Raw genomic sequence first — 18,469 nt, forward strand, 5'->3', positions numbered from 1 at the left:
AAACCGATCACCTCTGCCATCAGTATTGCTGAGCATTCGGGCATGCGCAAATTCATTCGCCAATTAAAGTGCAGCGCTGCCGGGCTGGACAAACATGGAACCACCACCTGAGAGACCGAGCCCCGGTTTAGCGGCTACCGATACTTGTTGGTCGGCTTGAACCCGCTTGGCTCCGGTTGACGGCGATCACGCACCCAGACCTCGCCATTGGGGTGCAGGCCCCCGCCCCGAATGGCCGGTACCGCAGAATGACGGGCGCGGTGCAGCAGACGGGTGTCGGCTTTGCCGACCTTGGGATGCAAACCGCCGTTATCGGCCACGGCTTTGTCCCAGACCGCTTTGCGCGCCTGATAGGTCGCCGGGTCGGCCAGTTCGGTGCAGTTGAGTTCGTTGGAGTTGAGATCGGCGATGACCTCGTCACCGTCTTCCACCAGGGCAATGGGACCACCCAGCGCCGCTTCCGGCCCGACATGGCCGATCACCAGGCCTACGGAACCACCGGAGAAGCGTGCGTCGGTCATCAGTGCCACAACGATGCCCTTTTCCCGGCACAGGGCGGTGATGCGTGAGGTGGGATCGAGCATTTCCGGCATGCCGGGGGCGCCGGTCGGGCCGCAATAGCGGACGATGATCATGTCGTTGTTACGGAAGCTGTCCGGGCGCTGGTCGAGTTCGGTCAGCAGATCGAATTCACCCTCAAAGACGCGGGCGCGGCCTTTGAACAGGTTGTCGTCGAGTCCGCCCTCGACACCGGCGAGTTTAAGAATGGCGGAAAAATCGGGCGATAAGTTGCCACCCAGCAGGCGCAGCCCGCCAGTGGGCTTATAGGGCGCACTGACCGGCAGAATGACTTCGCCGTCCGGCGCCGGCGGATCAAGCGCCTCGATTTGCTCGGCCAGGGTCTGACCGGTGCAAGTCATGGTAGCGCCGTTCAGCAGGCCGGCATCGAGCAGTTCCTTGACGATAACCGGCACGCCACCAACGCGATCGATGTCGAGCATGGAATACTTGCCGTAAGGACGGGCGTTGGTCAGCACCGGGACGATGTCGCGCGACAGCTGGTTGAATTCTTCCGGGGTCATGATGTCGCGCCAGAAATGCTCGTAACCGGCGGCGCGGGCAATTTCCGGGGTGTGCAGCACCACATTGGTGGACCCGCCCACGGCCATTGACACGATCAGGGCGTTGCGTAACGAATCCGGGCTGACGATGTCGCGCGGCTTCAGGCCGCTGTCGATCATCCGCGCCAGGTACTCAACCAGTTGCCCAGCGAATTCGTTTTCACGACGCGGATCGTCCGAGGCAGCCGCCACCATATGCAACGGCTGCAGGCCAAGCACACCGATAAAGGTCTGCATGGTGTTGTAGGTGAACATACCGCCACAACTGCCGATGCCCGGACAGGCATGAGCCGACACCCGCTCGCGCACGGCGGCATCCGGATTCCCGGCCGCCTGATAGGCGCTGACGATGTCCAACGCCTCACCGGTTTGCGGGTCACACCCCGGCCGGATGGTGCCGTCCGACATGATAATGGCCGGCTCGTTGTGTTCGAGCACGGCCGCAAGCGTGCCCACCGGCGGCTTGTCACAGGCGACCACAGCAATCACACCGGCCAGGCCGGTGGCTTCCAAGTGCTCGCACAGGCTGTCCTGCGTCACTTCGCGTCCGATCAGCGAATAGCGCATCTCCGCCGTGCCGTTACGGATACCGTCCGAGGTGGCGATGGTGAATTCGGGCTGCACCAGTCGATAGGGAAGCTGCCCCGGCGCACGACCAATACGGGATTTCAGGTGCGCATGAATGGCCTCCACCTTGCCTTGCACGCCCAGGTAACACTGGCTGTCACCCTTGGTGCCGACCACCCCGACCGAGGGCTCGTGAATCAGCTCAGGGTCTGTGCCCAGTTCTTTGGCCATACCGATGCTCTGCGCCGAGCGGCCGGGGTGACGGTCGATAAGGACGATTCGTTGTTTGGACATTGGCTACCTCTGACATGCGAACCATAGATGAGGGTTTATACAGCAATAGCCGCCATTGTCAGACTTGACCTGTGCTTGCGCAATTGAAGTAAACGGACGGCAGCATTGCGTTAATTACCACACAGTCAGGCTTCACAACGCCTTTATAGGCAGTCTTGTTATTTGGCGGGGCTCTGGAGCCGAAGCATGCTTAGGCAGACCAGAGCGCCGGCACACGGATGTGCTGGCCGTAAGCCCCCGCAAGGATGCCCTAATGCCTGTAGCACCCCAGAAATAAAAAAAGCCGACCCCTCGGATCGGCTTCTTAGAATTTGGTGGAGCTAAGCGGGATCGAAGTCGTGCGCGACCCCGGCGTGACCTCCTGCATGCCATGCAGGGCTCTCCAAGCTGAGCTCGCTGCCACAATAAAAAAAGCCGACCCCTCGGATCGGCTTTTTAGAATTTGGTGGAGCTAAGCGGGGCTCTGGCCGGTCGCACAGCGAGCCGAAGCATGCTTCGGCAGGCCAGAGCGCCGGCACACGGATGTGCCGGCCGGAAGCCTCCGCAGGGAAGCCCTTACACCTGTGGCACCCCATAAACAAAAAAAGCCGACCCTCTCGGATCGACTTTTTAGAATTTGGTGGAGCTAAGCGGGGCTCTGGCAGGTCGCACAGCGAGCCGAAGCATGCTTCGGCAGGCCAGAGCGCCGGCACACGGATGTGCCGGCCGGAAGCCCCCGCAGGGAAGCCCTTACACCTGTGGCACCCCATAAACAAAAAAAGCCGACCCTCTCGGATCGACTTTTCAAAATTTGGTGGAGCTAAGCGGGATCGAACCGCTGACCTCCTGCATGCCATGCAGGCGCTCTCCCAGCTGAGCTATAGCCCCGAAAACTTCGGGCTTCAAGACGACGTTGCCTCAAAGCGACGCGAATATTAAGGGGGCTAAGCTAGAGTGTCAAGCCGTTTTTTATAGAAATTTCAACGACTTGGCACCCTACTCTTGCAGATCACCCTTTCAGGGCTCGTTCCGCCATTTCGAACACATCGCGCGACAGGTCCGGTGTGCTCAGAATGCTCTTCAGCGCGTTTTGCATCAGTGTACGGCGCTGGGGTTCGTAACGCTTCCAGTCCGCAAACAGAGTAACTAAGCGCGCCGCTATCTGCGGGTTCAGGGCATTCAGTTTGGAGATCATGTCGGCCACCAACTGGTAGCCCGCACCCTCGGCGTCGTGGAAGCATTCGGTGTTGCCAGCAAAACCACCGATAACAGAACGCACCTTGTTCGGGTTTTTCACATCGAAGGCTTCATGCTGCATCAGCGCTTCGATGTCGGCGGTGGTCACGCCCGGCGCAGCGGCCTGCAACGACAACCACTGCTCGACCATCTGGTTATCGCCTTTCCAGCGCTCGAAGAAGCTGCTCAGCATCTCGTCCTGCAAGGCCTGATCATCGCCAGCCAATACCGCCCGCAAAGCGTTGCTACGATCGGTTTGGTTGCCAGCCTGGCGGTATAGATCAGCAGAGAAATCAAACGCGGCCTGATCGCCGGCTTTCAACCAGTACCACAGCGCAACGCCTTGCAGGTCGCGGCGTCCGGCCTCTTCGGCGGTAAACACATAATCGGCACTAGAGGCCAGGCTTTCGGTCAGCGAACGCCACAGATCGCGGTTGCCGCTGGCAATGCGATCGACCACCTTACGACGCGCGGCGATCAGCGCTTCGATATGAATTTCATCGACGGCGTCTTTCAAAATAGCGTAACTCGGCAGGCTGAGCATGCGCGCCCGAATCGCCTGCGACAGATCGGCATCGCCTGCCACTTGAGAGACGGTGTCCAGCAAAATGCCAGGAACCGCCAGTTCGCGACCGACGCGGTGATCCTCCGCCAGACGCATGATGGTACGCAGATATAACTGCTGCAACGCATCCCAACGATTAAAACCATTGACGTCGTTACGCGCCAGGAAAGCGAGTTGGTCGTCAGCATAGCCGAAGCTCAGCCGCACCGGTGCGGAGAAATCACGCAGCAGACTCGGTACGGGTTTTTCGCTCAAGCCTTTAAAGGTAACGGTGGTTTCGGCTTCGGTCAGCGTCAGTACCTGGGTTTCAGGGTTGTAGTCGGCATCCGTTTGGATGGGCAGATCCTGGCCGTCGGAACCCAACAAGCCCAGTTTCACGGGAATGACAAAAGGTTCTTTTTCATCCTGACCCGGAGTTGGCGGACAGCTTTGCGCGAAGCTCAGGCGGTATTCCCCGGCATCCGCATCGAAGCTGTCTTTGACCGCCAGTCGCGGCGTTCCAGACTGGCTGTACCAACGCTTGAACTGACTCAGATCGCGGCCGCTGACTTCGGCCATGCAGGCGACAAAATCGTCGGTGGTGACCGCCTGTCCATCGAAGCGTTCGAAGTACAGATCGCTGCCCTTACGGAAAGCATCTTCACCGATCAAGGTCTGAATCATGCGCACCACTTCGGCGCCTTTTTCATAGACGGTGGCAGTATAGAAGTTGTTGATCTCGATGTACGACGACGGCCGTACCGGATGCGCCATGGGACCATTGTCTTCCGGGAACTGACGAGCGCGCAGCTCGGTGGCGTCTTCGATGCGCTTCACCGCCCGGTCGTGCATATCAGCGGTGAATTCGCTGTCGCGGAAAACGGTAAAGCCTTCTTTGAGCGACAGCTGGAACCAGTCACGGCAGGTAACGCGGTTGCCCGACCAGTTGTGGAAGTATTCGTGCGCGATGATCGCCTCGATCCGCTCGAAGCTCATATCTTTGGAAGTATCAGCCGTTGCCAGTACTGCAGCGCTGTTAAAGATATTCAGGCCTTTGTTTTCCATGGCGCCCATATTGAAGAAGTCAGACGCGACGATCATAAACAGGTCCAGATCGTACTCGCGGCCAAAGCGCTGTTCGTCCCAGAGCATGGCTTTTTTCAACGATTCCAGCGCGAAATCGACCTTGTGGGCGTTTTGCGGTTCGACAAAGATTCGCAGGCTGACCTCACGACCGCTGGCAGTGGTAAAGCTATCGTCCTGGCGCGCCAACTGACCGGCGACCATCGCAAACAGATAGCTCGGCTTGGGGTGCGGGTCATCCCAGACGGCGAAATGACGACCGTCATCCAAGTCACCGTCACCGACCGGGTTGCCGTTCGCCAGCAACACCGGAAAACGCTCTTTATCGGCTTCGATACGAGTCGTGAACGTTGCCATGACATCCGGGCGGTCCGGGTAAAAGGTGATCTTGCGGAAACCTTCGGCTTCGCACTGAGTGCAGAACATTGAGCCAGACTGATAAAGACCTTCCAGCGAGGTATTGTGCTGGGGGTAGATGCGGGTACGGGCACTGAAAACGGCTTCGTCGGCAGCGCAGGTCAGCGTCAGGCTCTCACCTTCCAGACGATAATCGGCGTCACTCAGCGCTTTGCCGTCTAAGGTCAGTTCAATGATTTCCTGATCGACACCGTTCAATACCAGATCGCGGCCGCCGGTGTTGGTGTTTTTGTTCAACTGCAGTTGCGAAGTGACCTCGGTGTGGTCATCGAAAATGCGTACCGTCAGGTCGGTGTGCTTCACCCAAAAGTCCGGTTCCCGGTAGTCTTTCAGGTAGATGGTTTTCGGATCCTGGGTGCGCATATTGGTCTCGCTCTGTAAAAAAATGCATCGGTAATAAAAACACAGGTCGCCAAGATGAGGTCAAATCAACTCAGCACAACCTCATAACCGGTGTGACGACGGATATTGATCACGCCGGTGTCGAGAATCCAATACTGGCCTTTAATGCCCAGCAAAGTCCCTTCCACGATCGCCTGCTTATCGAGATTAAAACTGCTGACTTTTTCCGGGTATTGCTGCACCGGATAGTCCAGCGACTGGATATCGCCATGGCCGATCAGCTGCACCGCCTGAATGCCAAATTCACGCTGAACCGACTCCAGTTCAGAGCGGCACTCGGTAAACAATTGATCCCGAACAGCGGGCAGATCCAGCGGCTCGGCCGTGCCTTTGAGCATGGTGCGCCAGTTGGTTTTGTCATCGACATGCTGCTTGAAAATCACTTCGAGCAGACCGGCCAGACGGCGCGTGCTGACACGGGCAATGACCATGCCCTGAGTGGCGCCCTGGTCGATCCAGCGGGTGGGAATCTGGTTACCACGGGTAATGCCAACCTTGATGCCACTGGCATTGGCCAGATAGACGTAATGCGCCTGCATGCAGTGCTCTTCGCCCCACTCCGGCTCGCGGCAGGTGCCTTCGTGGAAGTGACATTTTTCCGGGCTCATGATGCAGCTGTCACACTGCGCCAGAGACATAAAATGCTCATAACAAAAGCCCTGACCAAAACTCTTGTTGGTCACCTTGCCGCAATGAATACAGTTGATGGTGCCGGTAAATTCCAGCCGCACCGGCTGGCCCAGGCGGTCATTCATATCGACTTCAGCGCCACCCAGATGCAGGGTATAACGCACCGGGCTGCCTGCCCGGGTAACCATTTTTTGCAGATTGCCGCGGCCGAGTTCTTCGCCGGGCGTGGGGGCAAACAAATCCTGATTCATTGCAGGGTGTCTCCGTCGCCCATCATGCGAATGGGTTGAACGTCGTTATCGGCCAGCGGATTTGCCTGGGTGCCGTCAGGCCGTTCGATATAACCGATGCGTTGGTCTTGCGGAATACCGTTGCGCGCTTCATAAGTCATCAGGGCTTCCAGGCATAACGCCTTTTGCTCGCGGCTTAGCAGATCGCCATTCGGCCACTTGCCCAGCTCCACGGCTTCTCTGAGACGTTGGTAAACTTCCGGCGTCAAATTGGCCGCCACCTCTTGAAAGTTCATAGCGAACACTCCGAATGCTTGAATTGGAATCTAACGACCATCGAGCGGGTTGCCCCAGCCGAGCTTGGTCCGGCAGATTTCATAATAGTTGTGACCCGAAGGGTGCAGCAGGTGCAACTTGTGCGGGTAACGGTGTAAGTGCAGTTCATCGCCGGCCTCGATGGCCAGATGATGCTGGGCATCGCAGCTGACCTGAGGCGATTCCCCCGTCGCCGGGCCCACATGAATGCGCAACTGAGCATCGGCACCAACAACGATCGGTCGATTGCTCAGGCTGTGCGGGAACATCGGCACCAGAATCATGGCATCGAGGCTGGGATGCACCAGCGGGCCACCGGCGGACATGGCATAGGCAGTTGAACCGGTCGGCGTCGAGACAATCAAGCCATCCGAGCGCTGGCTGTAGACAAACTGATCATCAATATAGAGTTCAAATTCGATCATGCGGATCGACTGACCTGAGTGCAGTACCACGTCGTTCAGGGCGCAGCCGGAATCCAGAGCCTTGCCGTCGCGCACCACCTGCGCCTGAAGCAGGAAGCGATCTTCAGCGACATAATCGCCACCAAGCACCGCCAGCACACCGGCTTCCATTTCAAACGGCATGATATCGGTCAGAAAGCCAAGACGCCCGCGGTTAATACCCAGCAGTGGCACATCGAATTTGGCCAGATCACGCGCTGCGCCCAGCAGGGTGCCATCACCACCGACGACGATGATCAGATCGGCCCATTGGCCCAGTTCATCACGACTTTTAACAGCGGCGTTCAAACCACCGACCGCTTCGGCCAGGGGCTGATCAACCGCATAAGTCTTGCCTTCCCGACTGAGCAATTGAGTCAGACGTTGCACAGTATGCGCCACGTTGTCACTGCCCAGGCGGCCTACTATGCCGATGGAGTTGAAAGCAGACGGCGCGGTCGGTTTGGTCATCTAGGCGGCTTCAGTTATCGTCAAAAAGGACGGCAATGATAGCAGACGGAGACCTGGTGAACGAAGCCGCTGAGTACATCTACAGCACAACCACCCTGGCCGACCTGAACTGGGTGCAGCAGGTTCCGGCGCTGTTATCGGCTGACGAACTCGCCTGGCGCCCTACTTTGCCGGAGCAGGCCTTGTCTGCGTCACTGCCCGCTGCGGTGCTGCATCAGTTGGAACAGCTGCGTCAGGGTCGCCTCGGCGCCTACTTCGAAGCCTTGGCCGCAGCGCTGTTAACCGCCAGCGGTCGGTACCGTCTGCTGGCCAGCAATCGCACCATTCAAGCCAAACAACGCACTCTGGGCGAATTGGACCTTTTGCTCGAAGACCGCTCCAGCCGCGCAATTGTGCATCTGGAACTGGCGCTGAAATTTTATCTGGCAGCGCCGACCTGCACTGGCATCGATCCGGCTTGTCATTGGATTGGCGCTGGCTTGCGTGATTTTCTGGCGCTAAAAATGCAGCGACTGCATCAACACCAGCGCCGGCTGCCGCAGTTGGCGCAAGAAGCCGACGCCTGGCCGACCGAACTGCCCTTTCCCGATCGCAGCGAGGTCTGGGTCGTCGGCCGTGGCTTTACGCCTTTCGATCAGCCGCCAGCGACATTAACGCCGCTTTCTCAGCAAGCCCCTTTGGGACAATGGCTCAGGTTCAGCGAATTCCAGCGCCAGCCATTTCGCGGACAGTGGATCAACAAAGCGAACTGGCTCGCCGATACCGCCCGGGAAGCCAACGCCCCGCCCCGCCATCCGCTGCCCAACCAGTTTTTCGGCTGCCTGGGCGATGGCCCGCCACAACACTGGTTTGTGGTTCCCGACGACTGGCCAGCGGCGGCCCAAGCCCGTATTCTTCAGCGTTTTTCAGCTGACAACAGCGCGCCTTAAGGAGGTAACCGCTTGGGCACGACCCTGACTGCAACGAAACTGGAATCTGGACTGGTACGGCTGAGCATCGAAAATCAGGCTGCCCGCGCCGAGCTGTACACTCAGGGAGCGCATTTAACGGCCTACCAACCTCAAGGCCAGCCGGACCTGCTCTGGGTATCGGACGCCGAAGCTTATCAAGCTGGCCGCGCCATTCGCGGTGGTATTCCCATTTGCTGGCCCTGGTTTGGCGACCATCCAAGTGAGCCGACTGCGCCAGCTCACGGCCTGGCACGCACCCGCACCTGGGAATGGGAGTTGCTCGCGGAAAACGATAACCGCACCGACCTGCGTCTGTGGCTCGACACCGATGGCTCTGACCCAGAGTTTCCCCTCCAGGCCCGAGCCGAACTGCTGGTCAGCGTCGGTGACAGCCTGATCCTGGCGCTGACCACCCAGAACCTCAGTAATAAACCATTTCAGTTAAGTCAGGCGCTGCACAGCTATTTTCCCATCACCGATCTGTCCAAAGCCGCGATCGCCGGCTTGGATGGCCAGTTCTACCATGACAAGCTGACCGGCCAGAGCGCCACCTGGCCGACGAGCTTTAGAGTTGAGCAGGAAATCGATCGCATCGTGCTCGATCGCGGCGAGCCACTGCGACTGAATCGGGGCGACGGCCATATAACCCGCATCAAGCGTCAAGGCAGTCGTTCGGTGGTGGTGTGGAACCCTTGGGTTGAGAAAAGCAAAACACTGTCGAATTTCAACGACAACGACTACCAACAGATGCTCTGTCTGGAAGCGGCCAACGCCGCCGAGGATGCTCGTTTGCTCAAAGCCGGCCACAGTCATACGCTGATCTGTGAGATCAGCAGCGAACAGAGTCACTGATGCAAAAGCTGGATGTGCCTGCCGGGCTGATGGATGCGGTCGCCAACATCCTGGCCGCCACACCAGCCGGCTTAAGCGAGTTCGAACTGATCCAGCAGCTGGATCAGGAATACGGCAGCCTCTTCCCCAAACCCAACCTGGGCGACCCGCTGTTGCTGTTCCAACACCACTTTATCCTGATGCATGTGCTCTACCGACTGCAGGAGCAATGGTGGCGAGCCAAGCGTTGTCTGCTCGACATCGGACCGCTGCGCATCGCTATCCGCCCCATTGGCGAAGGCGCCAGCCAACAACTGAGCAGCACTGCCTCACTGCGCGATTACTATCTAAATGGCAATAACCTGAGCCGCGAAACCAGTGCCAGCGTGCAGGATTTATTAGCTGGTTTCTGGAAACGCCTGCTCGGAGAAGAACAACGCCCGCAAGCGCTGGCAGAGCTGGGACTGGATGAAACGGCTGATCGCAACACCATTCGCAGCCGCTATCGCCAATTGGCTAACGAGCACCATCCGGATAAAGGCGGAGATCCGAAAAAGTTTCGGCGTATCCGCGAAGCCTATGAACAGCTTTTGCCTAAGGCCGGTAAAACTCTTTCCCAAGACCGATAAACGGTCGCGCCACGCTCAAGACTTATTCTTTCCATCCATGGTCGGTCCAACCACCGCCTCAAAATCAGCCAGATCATCCTCGTCTTCCATATGAGTTCGGGCACAGCGGCGCAGTTTCTGAAGATGCGCCAGTACACTGGCCTGTTGCTCATGACCATCCGTGACCGCCGCCAGCGCACAAAGGATACGTCCCATCTGAATCAACACCGCAGGCGAACGCGTCGCCGATTGGCGAATCTGATTAAAGGCGGTATCGACCAACCCGCTGAAATTCTGGGTAGATGCCAGCAACCGCAACTGGCCATCGTCATCGGCGTACTGCGACGGTGGCTGCACGTTCTGGCAGGCTTTTTCCAGCGCCGCACCGAGGCGGTTGACCACAGCAATAGCGGTGAAGGTATCGTTGATGCCCGGTGACAGCGCTCGAATGGCAATTTCGACCAGTTGGCGAATGGAATATTCCAGGTCGAGTGTGGGTGTGCGCTCCTCCCCTACCACAAAACAAGCGCGCAGCCTGGCAATGTCTTCTTCCGTCGGTGACGGACCACTGAGCACACTTAAGTGTTGGCCGCCGCGCAACAGAAAGTGACCCGGATGACAGTGCAGACGTAATAACCAATCACGGTCACAGGCCAGCGCGACCAGCTTGGGATATTCAATAACCTGAACGTAACCGCGTTGCTGAAGAGAGATGCTTGCCACCGGCTCACCCATCCTCGGTTCTGGCCGTTTTTCAGTCTGGTTATTATGACGTTCTCCGGCTCGAGCAATAGCCGCTTCCAGATCGTTAGCCACCTCGGTCACCAAGGTATCGGCGATGATCGATCGCGCCACCTTATGCACATAAAACAACAGCGCAAACAAACACAATACACTGAGCACCGAGGCAATATTGATCGCCATGTGCGGTAAATCTTCTCCGCTGAGTTCGTCGCTGACGCTGCGCAAGGTAATCAGACAAAACACGATGGTGGCGGCAAACAGTCCGATTATCATTTGAATCTGCCGGTCGATCAGAAAATTGCGAATCAGTCGCGGCCCCATCTGGCCCGCCGCCAAAGACAACACCACCACGGTGATCGACACTACCAGCGACGTCATGGTGATAATGCCCGACAACAGCGTTGACAGCAGATCGCGCGCCGAGCCTGAATCGCCGGAAAACAGCCACCAAGCGTGGTGGCTAATGCCCAGACTGAAATCCCATACCTGCATCGCCATGGCCAGGGCACCGGACAGCAGTGACATCAAAGCAGGTAATGCCCATAAACTGGCGCGGATTCGAACAATCAGGTTTTGAATAAAATCCGGCATAGCGCCCTCTACGCTGTGACATCCACTATCGCCAAAGTATCACCAGCGATCACCATTTGGCTCGAACAAGGAGACATCAAAACCACAAAAAAAGGACGCCAATAAGCGTCCTTTTACTCAAACTCAATTTTTATCACGGAAAACCCAGCCTGGACTAACCTTTATCAGCCGGGTCATCCGACTGCTCCGTTGCTTGTAACGCAGCGACCATGCCTTTCAATACTGACAGCATTGTCTCACGACTTTTCTGGCTATAGCCGGCAACGCCGCCAAGCACCAGCGCAATCAGCGTCGCCCGATCGGAATGTTGCTTGATAAACTGAGTAGAGGTACCACCCAGAACACCACTCAGGATGGTTTCAATGCCGGGCAATGCAATATCATTCATTGCAGCGGCGCGTCTGCGTTTTTGTCGGTTATGCCTGGCGCGTAAAAATGCCATCACCAACAAAATAACCACACAGAAAATACCACCGGTTGCCGCAGCTGCCCAAGCAGGATGCAATACTTCTTGCAGCCCCAGAAATACCGCCACGCCGAACCAGATTCCGACCAACGCAATACCGACGAAAGAAAGGCCCAAACCTGTGGCTTGGACCTTTAACTGTTCTAGCATGGTTCCCTCACCTCTCGTGCTCAGATTGGTTTACTTGCTCAGCAACTTGCCCAGCATCATACCAACTCCGAACGACAAAGCGACTGAAGACAAGGGGTGTTGACTGATTTCAGATTCAGCACTGTTAATCGCCTTATTGGCCGGTTCCCAGGCTTCATTAGCTGCCCGCTTCACTCGGTCACGACCTTCACTTGCCTTACGTTCCGTCAGGTCTCTAAGTGAGCCGGTGATATCTGACAAATCCGCCTTTAATTTGGAAATTTCTGCTTTCAGTTGTTCCAACTCGTCTGCTGATTTTTCAGTTGCCATGATTCATTTCCCTTTTTTCAATTTAGCCGTTGCTCAAAATAAGCGTGTTAATAAGAGCGATGAATATAAAGTCGTTACTTCTTGGCGACTTACCAATAGAGATGAGACTGACGAAGTACATTTCAAGCCAACGCAGAAAATTAGACAAGCTGGCTTTACATTGGATGTTAGGAAGTTGATAAGCAGTTCAATAAATGTCGTTATCTTTTACCAATATGCGGCCGAACAGAGTAATTTTTTGGTACTCCTTAACCAAAAAAAACAAACAGTCTTTACATAAAAAATTTTTAATTGGGCTCAATTGCATAGCGATTGTTTTATTTGAAGTTCAAAAAGATCAGAGCACAAGAACCGGCAGACCACTGCCGTTTATGCAAAAGAAAATCCGTCAGTAACCCACGGGCGCGAACCAGAAGTTCAAGTAACGCATCGGAGGCCAGGTCATACCGACTATAGGTTTTTGGTACAGGAGCAGGACAGCGTGGCACACCAGCTATTGCTGGCTGCCACGTTCAACAAGGCAGGCTTGGGTTCTGATTAGGCCTGGTAGTAGGCGTTTTCAGTAACCGTATGGTCGGTTACATCGCGAATACCAGCAAGACCCGGTACTTTTTCCAGCAAGGTCGCTTCTACACCGTTTTTTAGCGTGATATCAACCGCCGAGCAACCCTGGCAACCACCGCCAAAGCGCAGCACGGCGACATTCTGGTCGGTCAGTTCTTCCAGACTGACTTCACCACCGTGCGATGCCAGACCCGGGTTGATCTCGGTGAACAGGATGTAATTCACCTGATCCTGCAGCGGGCTGTCGCTGGTCACTTTGGGCATCTTGGCGTTCGGCGCCTTGATGGTCAGCTGGCCACCCATCTGGTCTTTGGCAAAATCAACAACAGCTTCATCCAAATACGGCAAGCTGTTCTGCTCCAGGTAAACCCGAAACTGGCTCAGTTCGATGATCTCGTCGTTGTCTTTTTCCTCACCCGGCCGGCAATAGGCCAGACAGGTTTCGGCGTATTTGGTGCCCGGCTGAGTCACGAACATGCGTACGGCGACGCCATCGCTGCTCTGCTTTGACAGCAAACCGGCCAGGTACTCCTGGGCCGATTCGGTAATGTTCATTTGAATATCCATGCCACTGACTCCGTGGGAAGGTCGAATTCGAGTCGGCGTGCATTCTACCCAATTAAACGCCAACCCTGAATACCTGAGTGTTTTGGTCGGGTTTGTAGATGGGACTGTTGGGCGCCTTTTCAAGGCGCTTATGCATAACGCTGGACCGGAAACGGAAGACGCTCATGAGAAAGCACCTGCCAGGCTGGCTACATCACCGGCTAATATTGGTCACCACACAGAAGATAACGGTATAATTTCTATATCAAAGTTTTTTGATATAGATTGAAAGTTACGCTCTTATGGTGTTTCATTGGCAACCCTCAGCAGCCGCAGAGCTGCCCTGCTACCGTCCTAACATTAGGACGACGGCTCATAACACAACGATCCAACACAACAGCGGACCTTCGATGAACGCAGCTAACCAAGCTTCCACCACCGCACGCCTGCAACAGATTCTGCGCCAGCGCGTTATGGTGCTCGACGGTGCCATGGGCACCTCCATTCAGGGTTATCCGCTGGACGAAGCTGATTTCCGCCGTGGCCATTTCGAAGATCACCCGAGCCCGCTCAAAGGCAACAACGACCTGCTGTCGTTGACCCGGCCGGAAATCATCGAAGAAATCCACGATTCGTTTTTTGCCGTCGGTTGCGACTTCGCCTGCACCAACGCCTTCAGCGCCACCACCATCGCCCAGGCGGATTACGGCCTGGAATACGCGGTGCGCGATATCAACATCGCCGCCGCCCAGTGCGCCCGCCGCAGCGCCGATCGCTGGACGGAAAAAACGCCGGATCAACCGCGCTTTGTGGTCGGCTGCTTAGGCCCGACCAACCGCACCGCCTCCATTTCGCCGGATGTGAACGACCCTGGCAAACGTCTGGTCAGTTTCGACGACCTGGTCACCGCCTATCGTCAAGCGGCCGAAGCGCTGGTTGATGGCGGCGTCGATATCATCATGGTGGAAACGGTGTTCGATACGCTCAATGCCAAAGCCGCTGTGTTTGCGGTGTTGCAATTGAAAGAAGAACGCGGCATCGACTTGCCGTTAATGGTCTCCGGCACCATCACCGATGCCAGCGGCCGTACTCTGTCGGGCCAGACGCCGGAAGCCTTCTGGGTGTCGCTACAGCACGGCGAGTTATTCAGTATCGGTTTGAACTGTGCGCTCGGTGCCGACGACATGCTGCCGCACATCATCGCGCTCGATAAACACGCTGATTGTCTGGTCTCCGCTCATCCCAACGCCGGCCTGCCCAACGAATTCGGCGAATACGATCAGGACCCAGAGCAGATGGCAGCGCTGGTTGAACCTTATTTATCGGAAGGTCACGTCAATATCATCGGCGGTTGCTGCGGCACCACGCCTGCGCATTTGGCGCAGCTAAAAGCACTGGCCGATCGTTATTCACCTCGCCAACCGAAGACGGAGGTTGTCGATGCCGATTAATCGCATCCCCGCTATGGTGCTCAGCGGTCTCGAACCGCTGGTCGTCAATGCCACCACGGGTTTCGTTAATGTCGGCGAGCGATCCAACGTGACCGGTTCGCGCAAGTTTGCCCGACTGATACAGGAAGAGAACTACGAAGAAGCCGTCGACATCGCCCGCGTCCAGGTGGAAGACGGCGCTCAGATTATCGACGTCAATATGGACGACGCCATGCTCGACGGCGAAGCCGCCATGGTGCGTTATCTGAACCTGCTGGCATCGGAACCGGATGTTGCCAAAGTGCCCTTTATGATCGACTCATCCAAATGGTCGATCATCGAAGCCGGCCTGAAGTGCGTGCAAGGCAAGGCCATCGTCAACTCCATTTCGTTAAAGGAAGGCGAAGAGCCGTTTCTGCGCCAGGCAAGGCGCATTAAGTTATATGGCGCAGCCGTGGTGGTGATGGCCTTCGACACCGATGGCCAGGCCGACACCTATCAACGCCGTATCGAAATCTGCGAACGTTCTTATCGTTTGCTGGTCGACAAAGTCGGCTTTCCGCCTCAGGATATTGTCTTCGATCCGAACATCTTTCCAGTCGCCACTGGCATCCCCGAACATAATAATTACTGCGTCGATTTCTTCGCGGCGACGCGCTGGATTAAAGAGAACTTACCGGGTGCCAAAGTCTCTGGCGGCGTGTCCAATGTATCCTTCTCATTCCGCGGCAACGACACCGTGCGCGAAGCCATGCACTCGGTGTTTTTGTACCACGCCGTCAAGGCCGGTATGGACATGGGCATCGTCAACGCTGGTATGCTCACCATCTACGACGACATCCCGGCCGACCTGCTCGAACACGTCGAGGACGTCGTACTCAACCGCCGCGACGATGCCGCAGAGCGGCTGGTCGAATTCGCCGAATCCGTTAAAGAAAATGCCTCTGCCAATAAAGAAACCGACAAACTCAAATGGCGCGAATGGGGCTTGCAGGAACGCCTGACTCATGCGTTGGTGAAAGGCATCACCGAATACATCGAAGTCGATACCGAAGAGGCACGCCAGGCAGCCAACAAGCCGATCGAAGTGATTGAAGGTCCGCTGATGGACGGCATGAACGTGGTCGGCGATCTGTTCGGCGCCGGTAAAATGTTTCTGCCTCAGGTGGTCAAAAGCGCCCGGGTGATGAAAAAAGCCGTCGCCTATTTGCTGCCCTATATTGAAGAAGAAAAACGCCTGTCCGGCACCGAAGGTGAAAGCAACGGCGTCATCATTATGGCGACGGTCAAAGGCGATGTGCACGACATTGGCAAAAACATCGTTGGTGTCGTGCTGTCGTGCAACAACTACGAAGTCATCGATTTGGGCGTCATGGTTCCAGCCGAAGACATTCTCGAAGCCGCCGAAAAACACAACGCCGATATTATTGGTCTGTCCGGCCTGATCACACCCTCGCTCGACGAGATGGTCAACGTTGCTCAGCTGATGCAAAAGCGCGGCATGGACACGCCACTGCTGATCGGCGGTGCCACTACGTCGAAAGTGCATACCGCCGTGAAGATCGAACCGCAGTACAACGAGCCGGTGGTACACGTACTGGACGCGTCCAAATCGGTACCGGTCGTCAGTCAGTTGTTGTCGGCGAATAAAGCTACTTTTGTGGCCAACTTGCAGGACGAGTACCAGGGTGTGCGCGAAGCCAATGCGCGCAAACGCGGCAGCAAGGTTTTCACGCCGCTGGCCGAGGCTCGGGCTCGTGCCTTCCAAACCGACTGGAAAAATTACCAGCCGACGCAACCGCAATTTATCGGCAACCGCACCTTCAAAGATTATCCGCTGGCGGACATTCGTGAACGTTTCGACTGGACGCCCTTCTTTAAGACCTGGGAACTGCACGGCAAATATCCGCGTATTCTGGAAGACGAGGTGGTTGGTGAAGAAGCGACCAAACTCTATCGCGATGCCCAGGCCATGCTCGATCAGTTGGTTGCCGAAAAAACACTGCAATGCGACGCGGTGATCGGCTTTTATCCGGCCGAAGCGCTCGAAGGTGACGTGACTCGCCTTTACCGCGACCAGGCCCGCACTGAAACCGCGACCCACCTTAATCACCTGCGTCAGCAAGCCGACCGCCCTGAAGGTCGTGCCTACCGCTCACTGGCGGATTTTGTGGCGCCAGCCAACAGCGGCGTTAAGGATTATATGGGCGCTTTTGTCGTCAGCTGCCACGGTGCTGACGAACTCGCCAAACAGTTTGAAGCCGACCATGACGACTACAACGCCATCATGGTCAAAGCCCTGGCTGATCGCTTTGCCGAAGCGTTCGCTGAATTGATGCACGAAAAAGTGCGCAAAGAACTCTGGGGTTATGCCAGCGATGAAAGGCTCGATAACGAAGCCTTGATCGCCGAAAAATATCAGGGCATTCGCCCCGCTCCTGGCTACCCGGCCTGCCCCGAACACAGCGAAAAAGCCACGCTGTTTGCATTGTTGGACGCCACTTCAGCCACCGGCACCGAATTGACCGACAGCTACGCCATGCTGCCCGCATCCTCGGTCAGCGGCTGGTATTTTGCGCACCCTGAAGCGCGCTATTTTGGGCTTGGGAAAATTGACCGCGATCAGGTCGAAGACTACGCCGCGCGCAAAGGCTGGGACCTGGAAACCGCCGAACGCTGGTTGCGTCCGACGCTGGGTTACGACGAACTCTAAATCCTTTCAGCGAAACCAGACGCTTTATACGTAGGTCGACAAAGCGGTCTTGGGCACCAGGCTGGCGCGTTCTGACATTTGCTTCTGTAACGCACCTAGGGTGTTCATATAGGTCCCGTCTAAGCTCCTCTGATAACGGTACACAGGTGGCACTGCGTCTTCGACAAATTGGCGGAACCGGAAAATCTCGCTGAAATTATCCTTGGTCAGGTCCCAGGTGCCGGCCGGGCCGAGGACGCTGCGGCTGATGTCGAGCATCTCCATGACGCCGTCACGGTAAGTGGCCATGGCGTCGTCCAGACCCAGAGCCGAGGCCATGCTTTTAATAAAGCTTTTATCTTCGTCGCTCAGCAGGTCACCCAGTACGACCGTCTCACCCCGCTCATCCACACTGATGTCCCAGGAGCCCCGCCTGAGCTCTGGTACAAATTCGGCCACCAGTTCTTCCAATTGCTCGGTTTTGGCCAAGGCTGCAGACGCCGGAAAACGCAGGGGTCCAAGACCATAAACCATGGCATCCAGTTTGGCCCTGCCATCAGCTGCCTTCTGTTCCAGCGTCGGATCGGGTGAGGCGGCTTCAATGGTAATTTCCGCCGTGGCGAAGTCGACCAAATCGACTTCCGGTACTGGCGAACCTGTAATGATTTTATGGCGCGATGTGGTTGTTGCCGCCTGGTCTCCCTGAGCCGGAGCAATAACCACATTATTGATAATCAGTGTCATACCCATCCCTCAGTTACACACCTGCTTTTAGAGTTATCGGCGTCAGCGCCTTGAGGTTAAATGTGCAGGAGTCGCATCTGTCCGCCTGCTGCTCTGATCCCACTTGGTTTGC

13 protein-coding genes, 1 tRNA gene and 1 pseudogene are annotated in these 18,469 nt (G+C 56.5%); 4 read left to right on the plus strand and 11 right to left on the minus strand.

All coding sequences use genetic code 11. The features are described 5' to 3' along the window. Window positions 1–134: 134 nt before the first annotated feature. From ACXAE6_RS15255 to ACXAE6_RS15280, 6 genes are all read right to left on the minus strand, one after another. A complete protein-coding gene (locus ACXAE6_RS15255) occupies window positions 135–1,982 on the minus strand; it encodes a dihydroxy-acid dehydratase domain-containing protein (RefSeq protein WP_475150347.1) in 1,848 nt (615 codons plus the stop codon). Between the two features lie 791 nt (window positions 1,983–2,773). After that, window positions 2,774–2,849: transfer RNA gene (locus tag ACXAE6_RS15260), tRNA-Ala, on the minus strand. 121 nt (window positions 2,850–2,970) lie between these two features. Continuing rightward, the gene (gene pepN, locus ACXAE6_RS15265) at window positions 2,971–5,604 is read right to left on the minus strand and encodes an aminopeptidase N (RefSeq protein ID WP_475150351.1); all 2,634 of its coding nucleotides are present in this window, start codon (window positions 5,602–5,604) and stop codon (window positions 2,971–2,973) included. A 65-nt stretch (window positions 5,605–5,669) separates the two neighbouring features. Continuing rightward, entirely contained in the window at window positions 5,670–6,524 is an 855-nt protein-coding gene (locus ACXAE6_RS15270) for a DUF2797 domain-containing protein (protein ID WP_475150355.1), read from the minus strand. Next, the gene (locus ACXAE6_RS15275) at window positions 6,521–6,799 is read right to left on the minus strand and encodes a YeaC family protein (RefSeq protein ID WP_392800807.1); all 279 of its coding nucleotides are present in this window, start codon (window positions 6,797–6,799) and stop codon (window positions 6,521–6,523) included. The genes ACXAE6_RS15270 and ACXAE6_RS15275 overlap by 4 nt, the downstream gene beginning before the upstream one ends. A 30-nt stretch (window positions 6,800–6,829) precedes the next feature. Further along, window positions 6,830–7,732 (minus strand): NAD(+) kinase, encoded by a 903-nt coding sequence (locus tag ACXAE6_RS15280; RefSeq protein WP_392800804.1) that lies wholly within the window; start codon window positions 7,730–7,732, stop codon window positions 6,830–6,832. Window positions 7,733–7,767: 35 nt separating this feature from the next. Here ACXAE6_RS15280 and ACXAE6_RS15285 point away from each other — a divergent pair, with 35 nt between their 5' ends. Genes ACXAE6_RS15285 through ACXAE6_RS15295 form a run of 3 tightly spaced genes read left to right on the plus strand, consistent with a single transcriptional unit; the run spans window position 7,768 to window position 10,142 of the window. Then, window positions 7,768–8,661 carry a DUF1853 family protein gene (locus ACXAE6_RS15285; RefSeq protein WP_475150361.1) on the plus strand — a complete coding sequence of 298 codons (894 nt, stop codon included), beginning with the start codon at window positions 7,768–7,770 and terminating at the stop codon, window positions 8,659–8,661. 12 nt (window positions 8,662–8,673) lie between these two features. Beyond that, entirely contained in the window at window positions 8,674–9,534 is an 861-nt protein-coding gene (locus ACXAE6_RS15290) for a D-hexose-6-phosphate mutarotase (RefSeq protein ID WP_475150364.1), read from the plus strand. Further along, a complete protein-coding gene (locus ACXAE6_RS15295; RefSeq protein WP_475150367.1) occupies window positions 9,534–10,142 on the plus strand; it encodes a DNA-J related domain-containing protein in 609 nt (202 codons plus the stop codon). Before ACXAE6_RS15290 ends, ACXAE6_RS15295 begins: the two co-directional genes overlap by 1 nt. Window positions 10,143–10,157: 15 nt before the next feature. On the opposite strand, the gene ACXAE6_RS15300 is transcribed toward ACXAE6_RS15295, so the two are convergent. The 4 genes from ACXAE6_RS15300 to nfuA form a co-directional block, all read right to left on the minus strand. Beyond that, window positions 10,158–11,456 carry a DUF2254 domain-containing protein gene (locus ACXAE6_RS15300; protein ID WP_475150371.1) on the minus strand — a complete coding sequence of 433 codons (1,299 nt, stop codon included), beginning with the start codon at window positions 11,454–11,456 and terminating at the stop codon, window positions 10,158–10,160. 154 nt (window positions 11,457–11,610) lie between these two features. After that, a complete protein-coding gene (locus ACXAE6_RS15305) occupies window positions 11,611–12,072 on the minus strand; it encodes a hypothetical protein (protein ID WP_475150376.1) in 462 nt (153 codons plus the stop codon). 30 nt (window positions 12,073–12,102) lie between these two features. Continuing rightward, window positions 12,103–12,381 (minus strand): ElaB/YgaM/YqjD family protein, encoded by a 279-nt coding sequence (locus ACXAE6_RS15310; protein WP_475150379.1) that lies wholly within the window; start codon window positions 12,379–12,381, stop codon window positions 12,103–12,105. A gap of 537 nt (window positions 12,382–12,918) precedes the next feature. Further along, window positions 12,919–13,512: a Fe-S biogenesis protein NfuA gene (gene nfuA, locus ACXAE6_RS15315; protein ID WP_475150382.1), complete on the minus strand. Its 594-nt coding sequence runs from the start codon at window positions 13,510–13,512 to the stop codon at window positions 12,919–12,921. A 389-nt stretch (window positions 13,513–13,901) separates the two neighbouring features. Between nfuA and metH the strand changes: the two are divergent. Beyond that, window positions 13,902–17,634, plus strand: a pseudogene (gene metH, locus ACXAE6_RS15320) (methionine synthase). Window positions 17,635–17,658: 24 nt separating this feature from the next. On the opposite strand, the gene ACXAE6_RS15325 reads toward metH, so the two are convergent. Next, window positions 17,659–18,357, minus strand: a complete 699-nt coding sequence (locus ACXAE6_RS15325; protein WP_475150387.1) for a hypothetical protein — start codon at window positions 18,355–18,357, stop codon at window positions 17,659–17,661. Between the last annotated feature and the right edge of the window lie 112 nt (window positions 18,358–18,469).

Source organism: Saccharospirillum sp. ABV4_185 (genome assembly GCF_056159245.1).

What these genes read in the sequence shown, in the direction of transcription:
- ACXAE6_RS15280 (WP_392800804.1), bottom strand. Translation starts at nt 7,732, where the DNA reads ATGACCAAACCGACCGCGCCGTCTGCTTTCAACTCCATCGGCATAGTA.
- ACXAE6_RS15275 (WP_392800807.1), bottom strand. Translation starts at nt 6,799, where the DNA reads ATGAACTTTCAAGAGGTGGCGGCCAATTTGACGCCGGAAGTTTACCAA.
- nfuA (WP_475150382.1), bottom strand. Translation starts at nt 13,512, where the DNA reads ATGGATATTCAAATGAACATTACCGAATCGGCCCAGGAGTACCTGGCC.
- ACXAE6_RS15255 (WP_475150347.1), bottom strand. Translation starts at nt 1,982, where the DNA reads ATGTCCAAACAACGAATCGTCCTTATCGACCGTCACCCCGGCCGCTCG.
- ACXAE6_RS15305 (WP_475150376.1), bottom strand. Translation starts at nt 12,072, where the DNA reads ATGCTAGAACAGTTAAAGGTCCAAGCCACAGGTTTGGGCCTTTCTTTC.
- ACXAE6_RS15295 (WP_475150367.1), top strand. Translation starts at nt 9,534, where the DNA reads ATGCAAAAGCTGGATGTGCCTGCCGGGCTGATGGATGCGGTCGCCAAC.
- ACXAE6_RS15325 (WP_475150387.1), bottom strand. Translation starts at nt 18,357, where the DNA reads ATGACACTGATTATCAATAATGTGGTTATTGCTCCGGCTCAGGGAGAC.
- ACXAE6_RS15270 (WP_475150355.1), bottom strand. Translation starts at nt 6,524, where the DNA reads ATGAATCAGGATTTGTTTGCCCCCACGCCCGGCGAAGAACTCGGCCGC.
- pepN (WP_475150351.1), bottom strand. Translation starts at nt 5,604, where the DNA reads ATGCGCACCCAGGATCCGAAAACCATCTACCTGAAAGACTACCGGGAA.
- ACXAE6_RS15285 (WP_475150361.1), top strand. Translation starts at nt 7,768, where the DNA reads ATGATAGCAGACGGAGACCTGGTGAACGAAGCCGCTGAGTACATCTAC.
- ACXAE6_RS15300 (WP_475150371.1), bottom strand. Translation starts at nt 11,456, where the DNA reads ATGCCGGATTTTATTCAAAACCTGATTGTTCGAATCCGCGCCAGTTTA.
- ACXAE6_RS15310 (WP_475150379.1), bottom strand. Translation starts at nt 12,381, where the DNA reads ATGGCAACTGAAAAATCAGCAGACGAGTTGGAACAACTGAAAGCAGAA.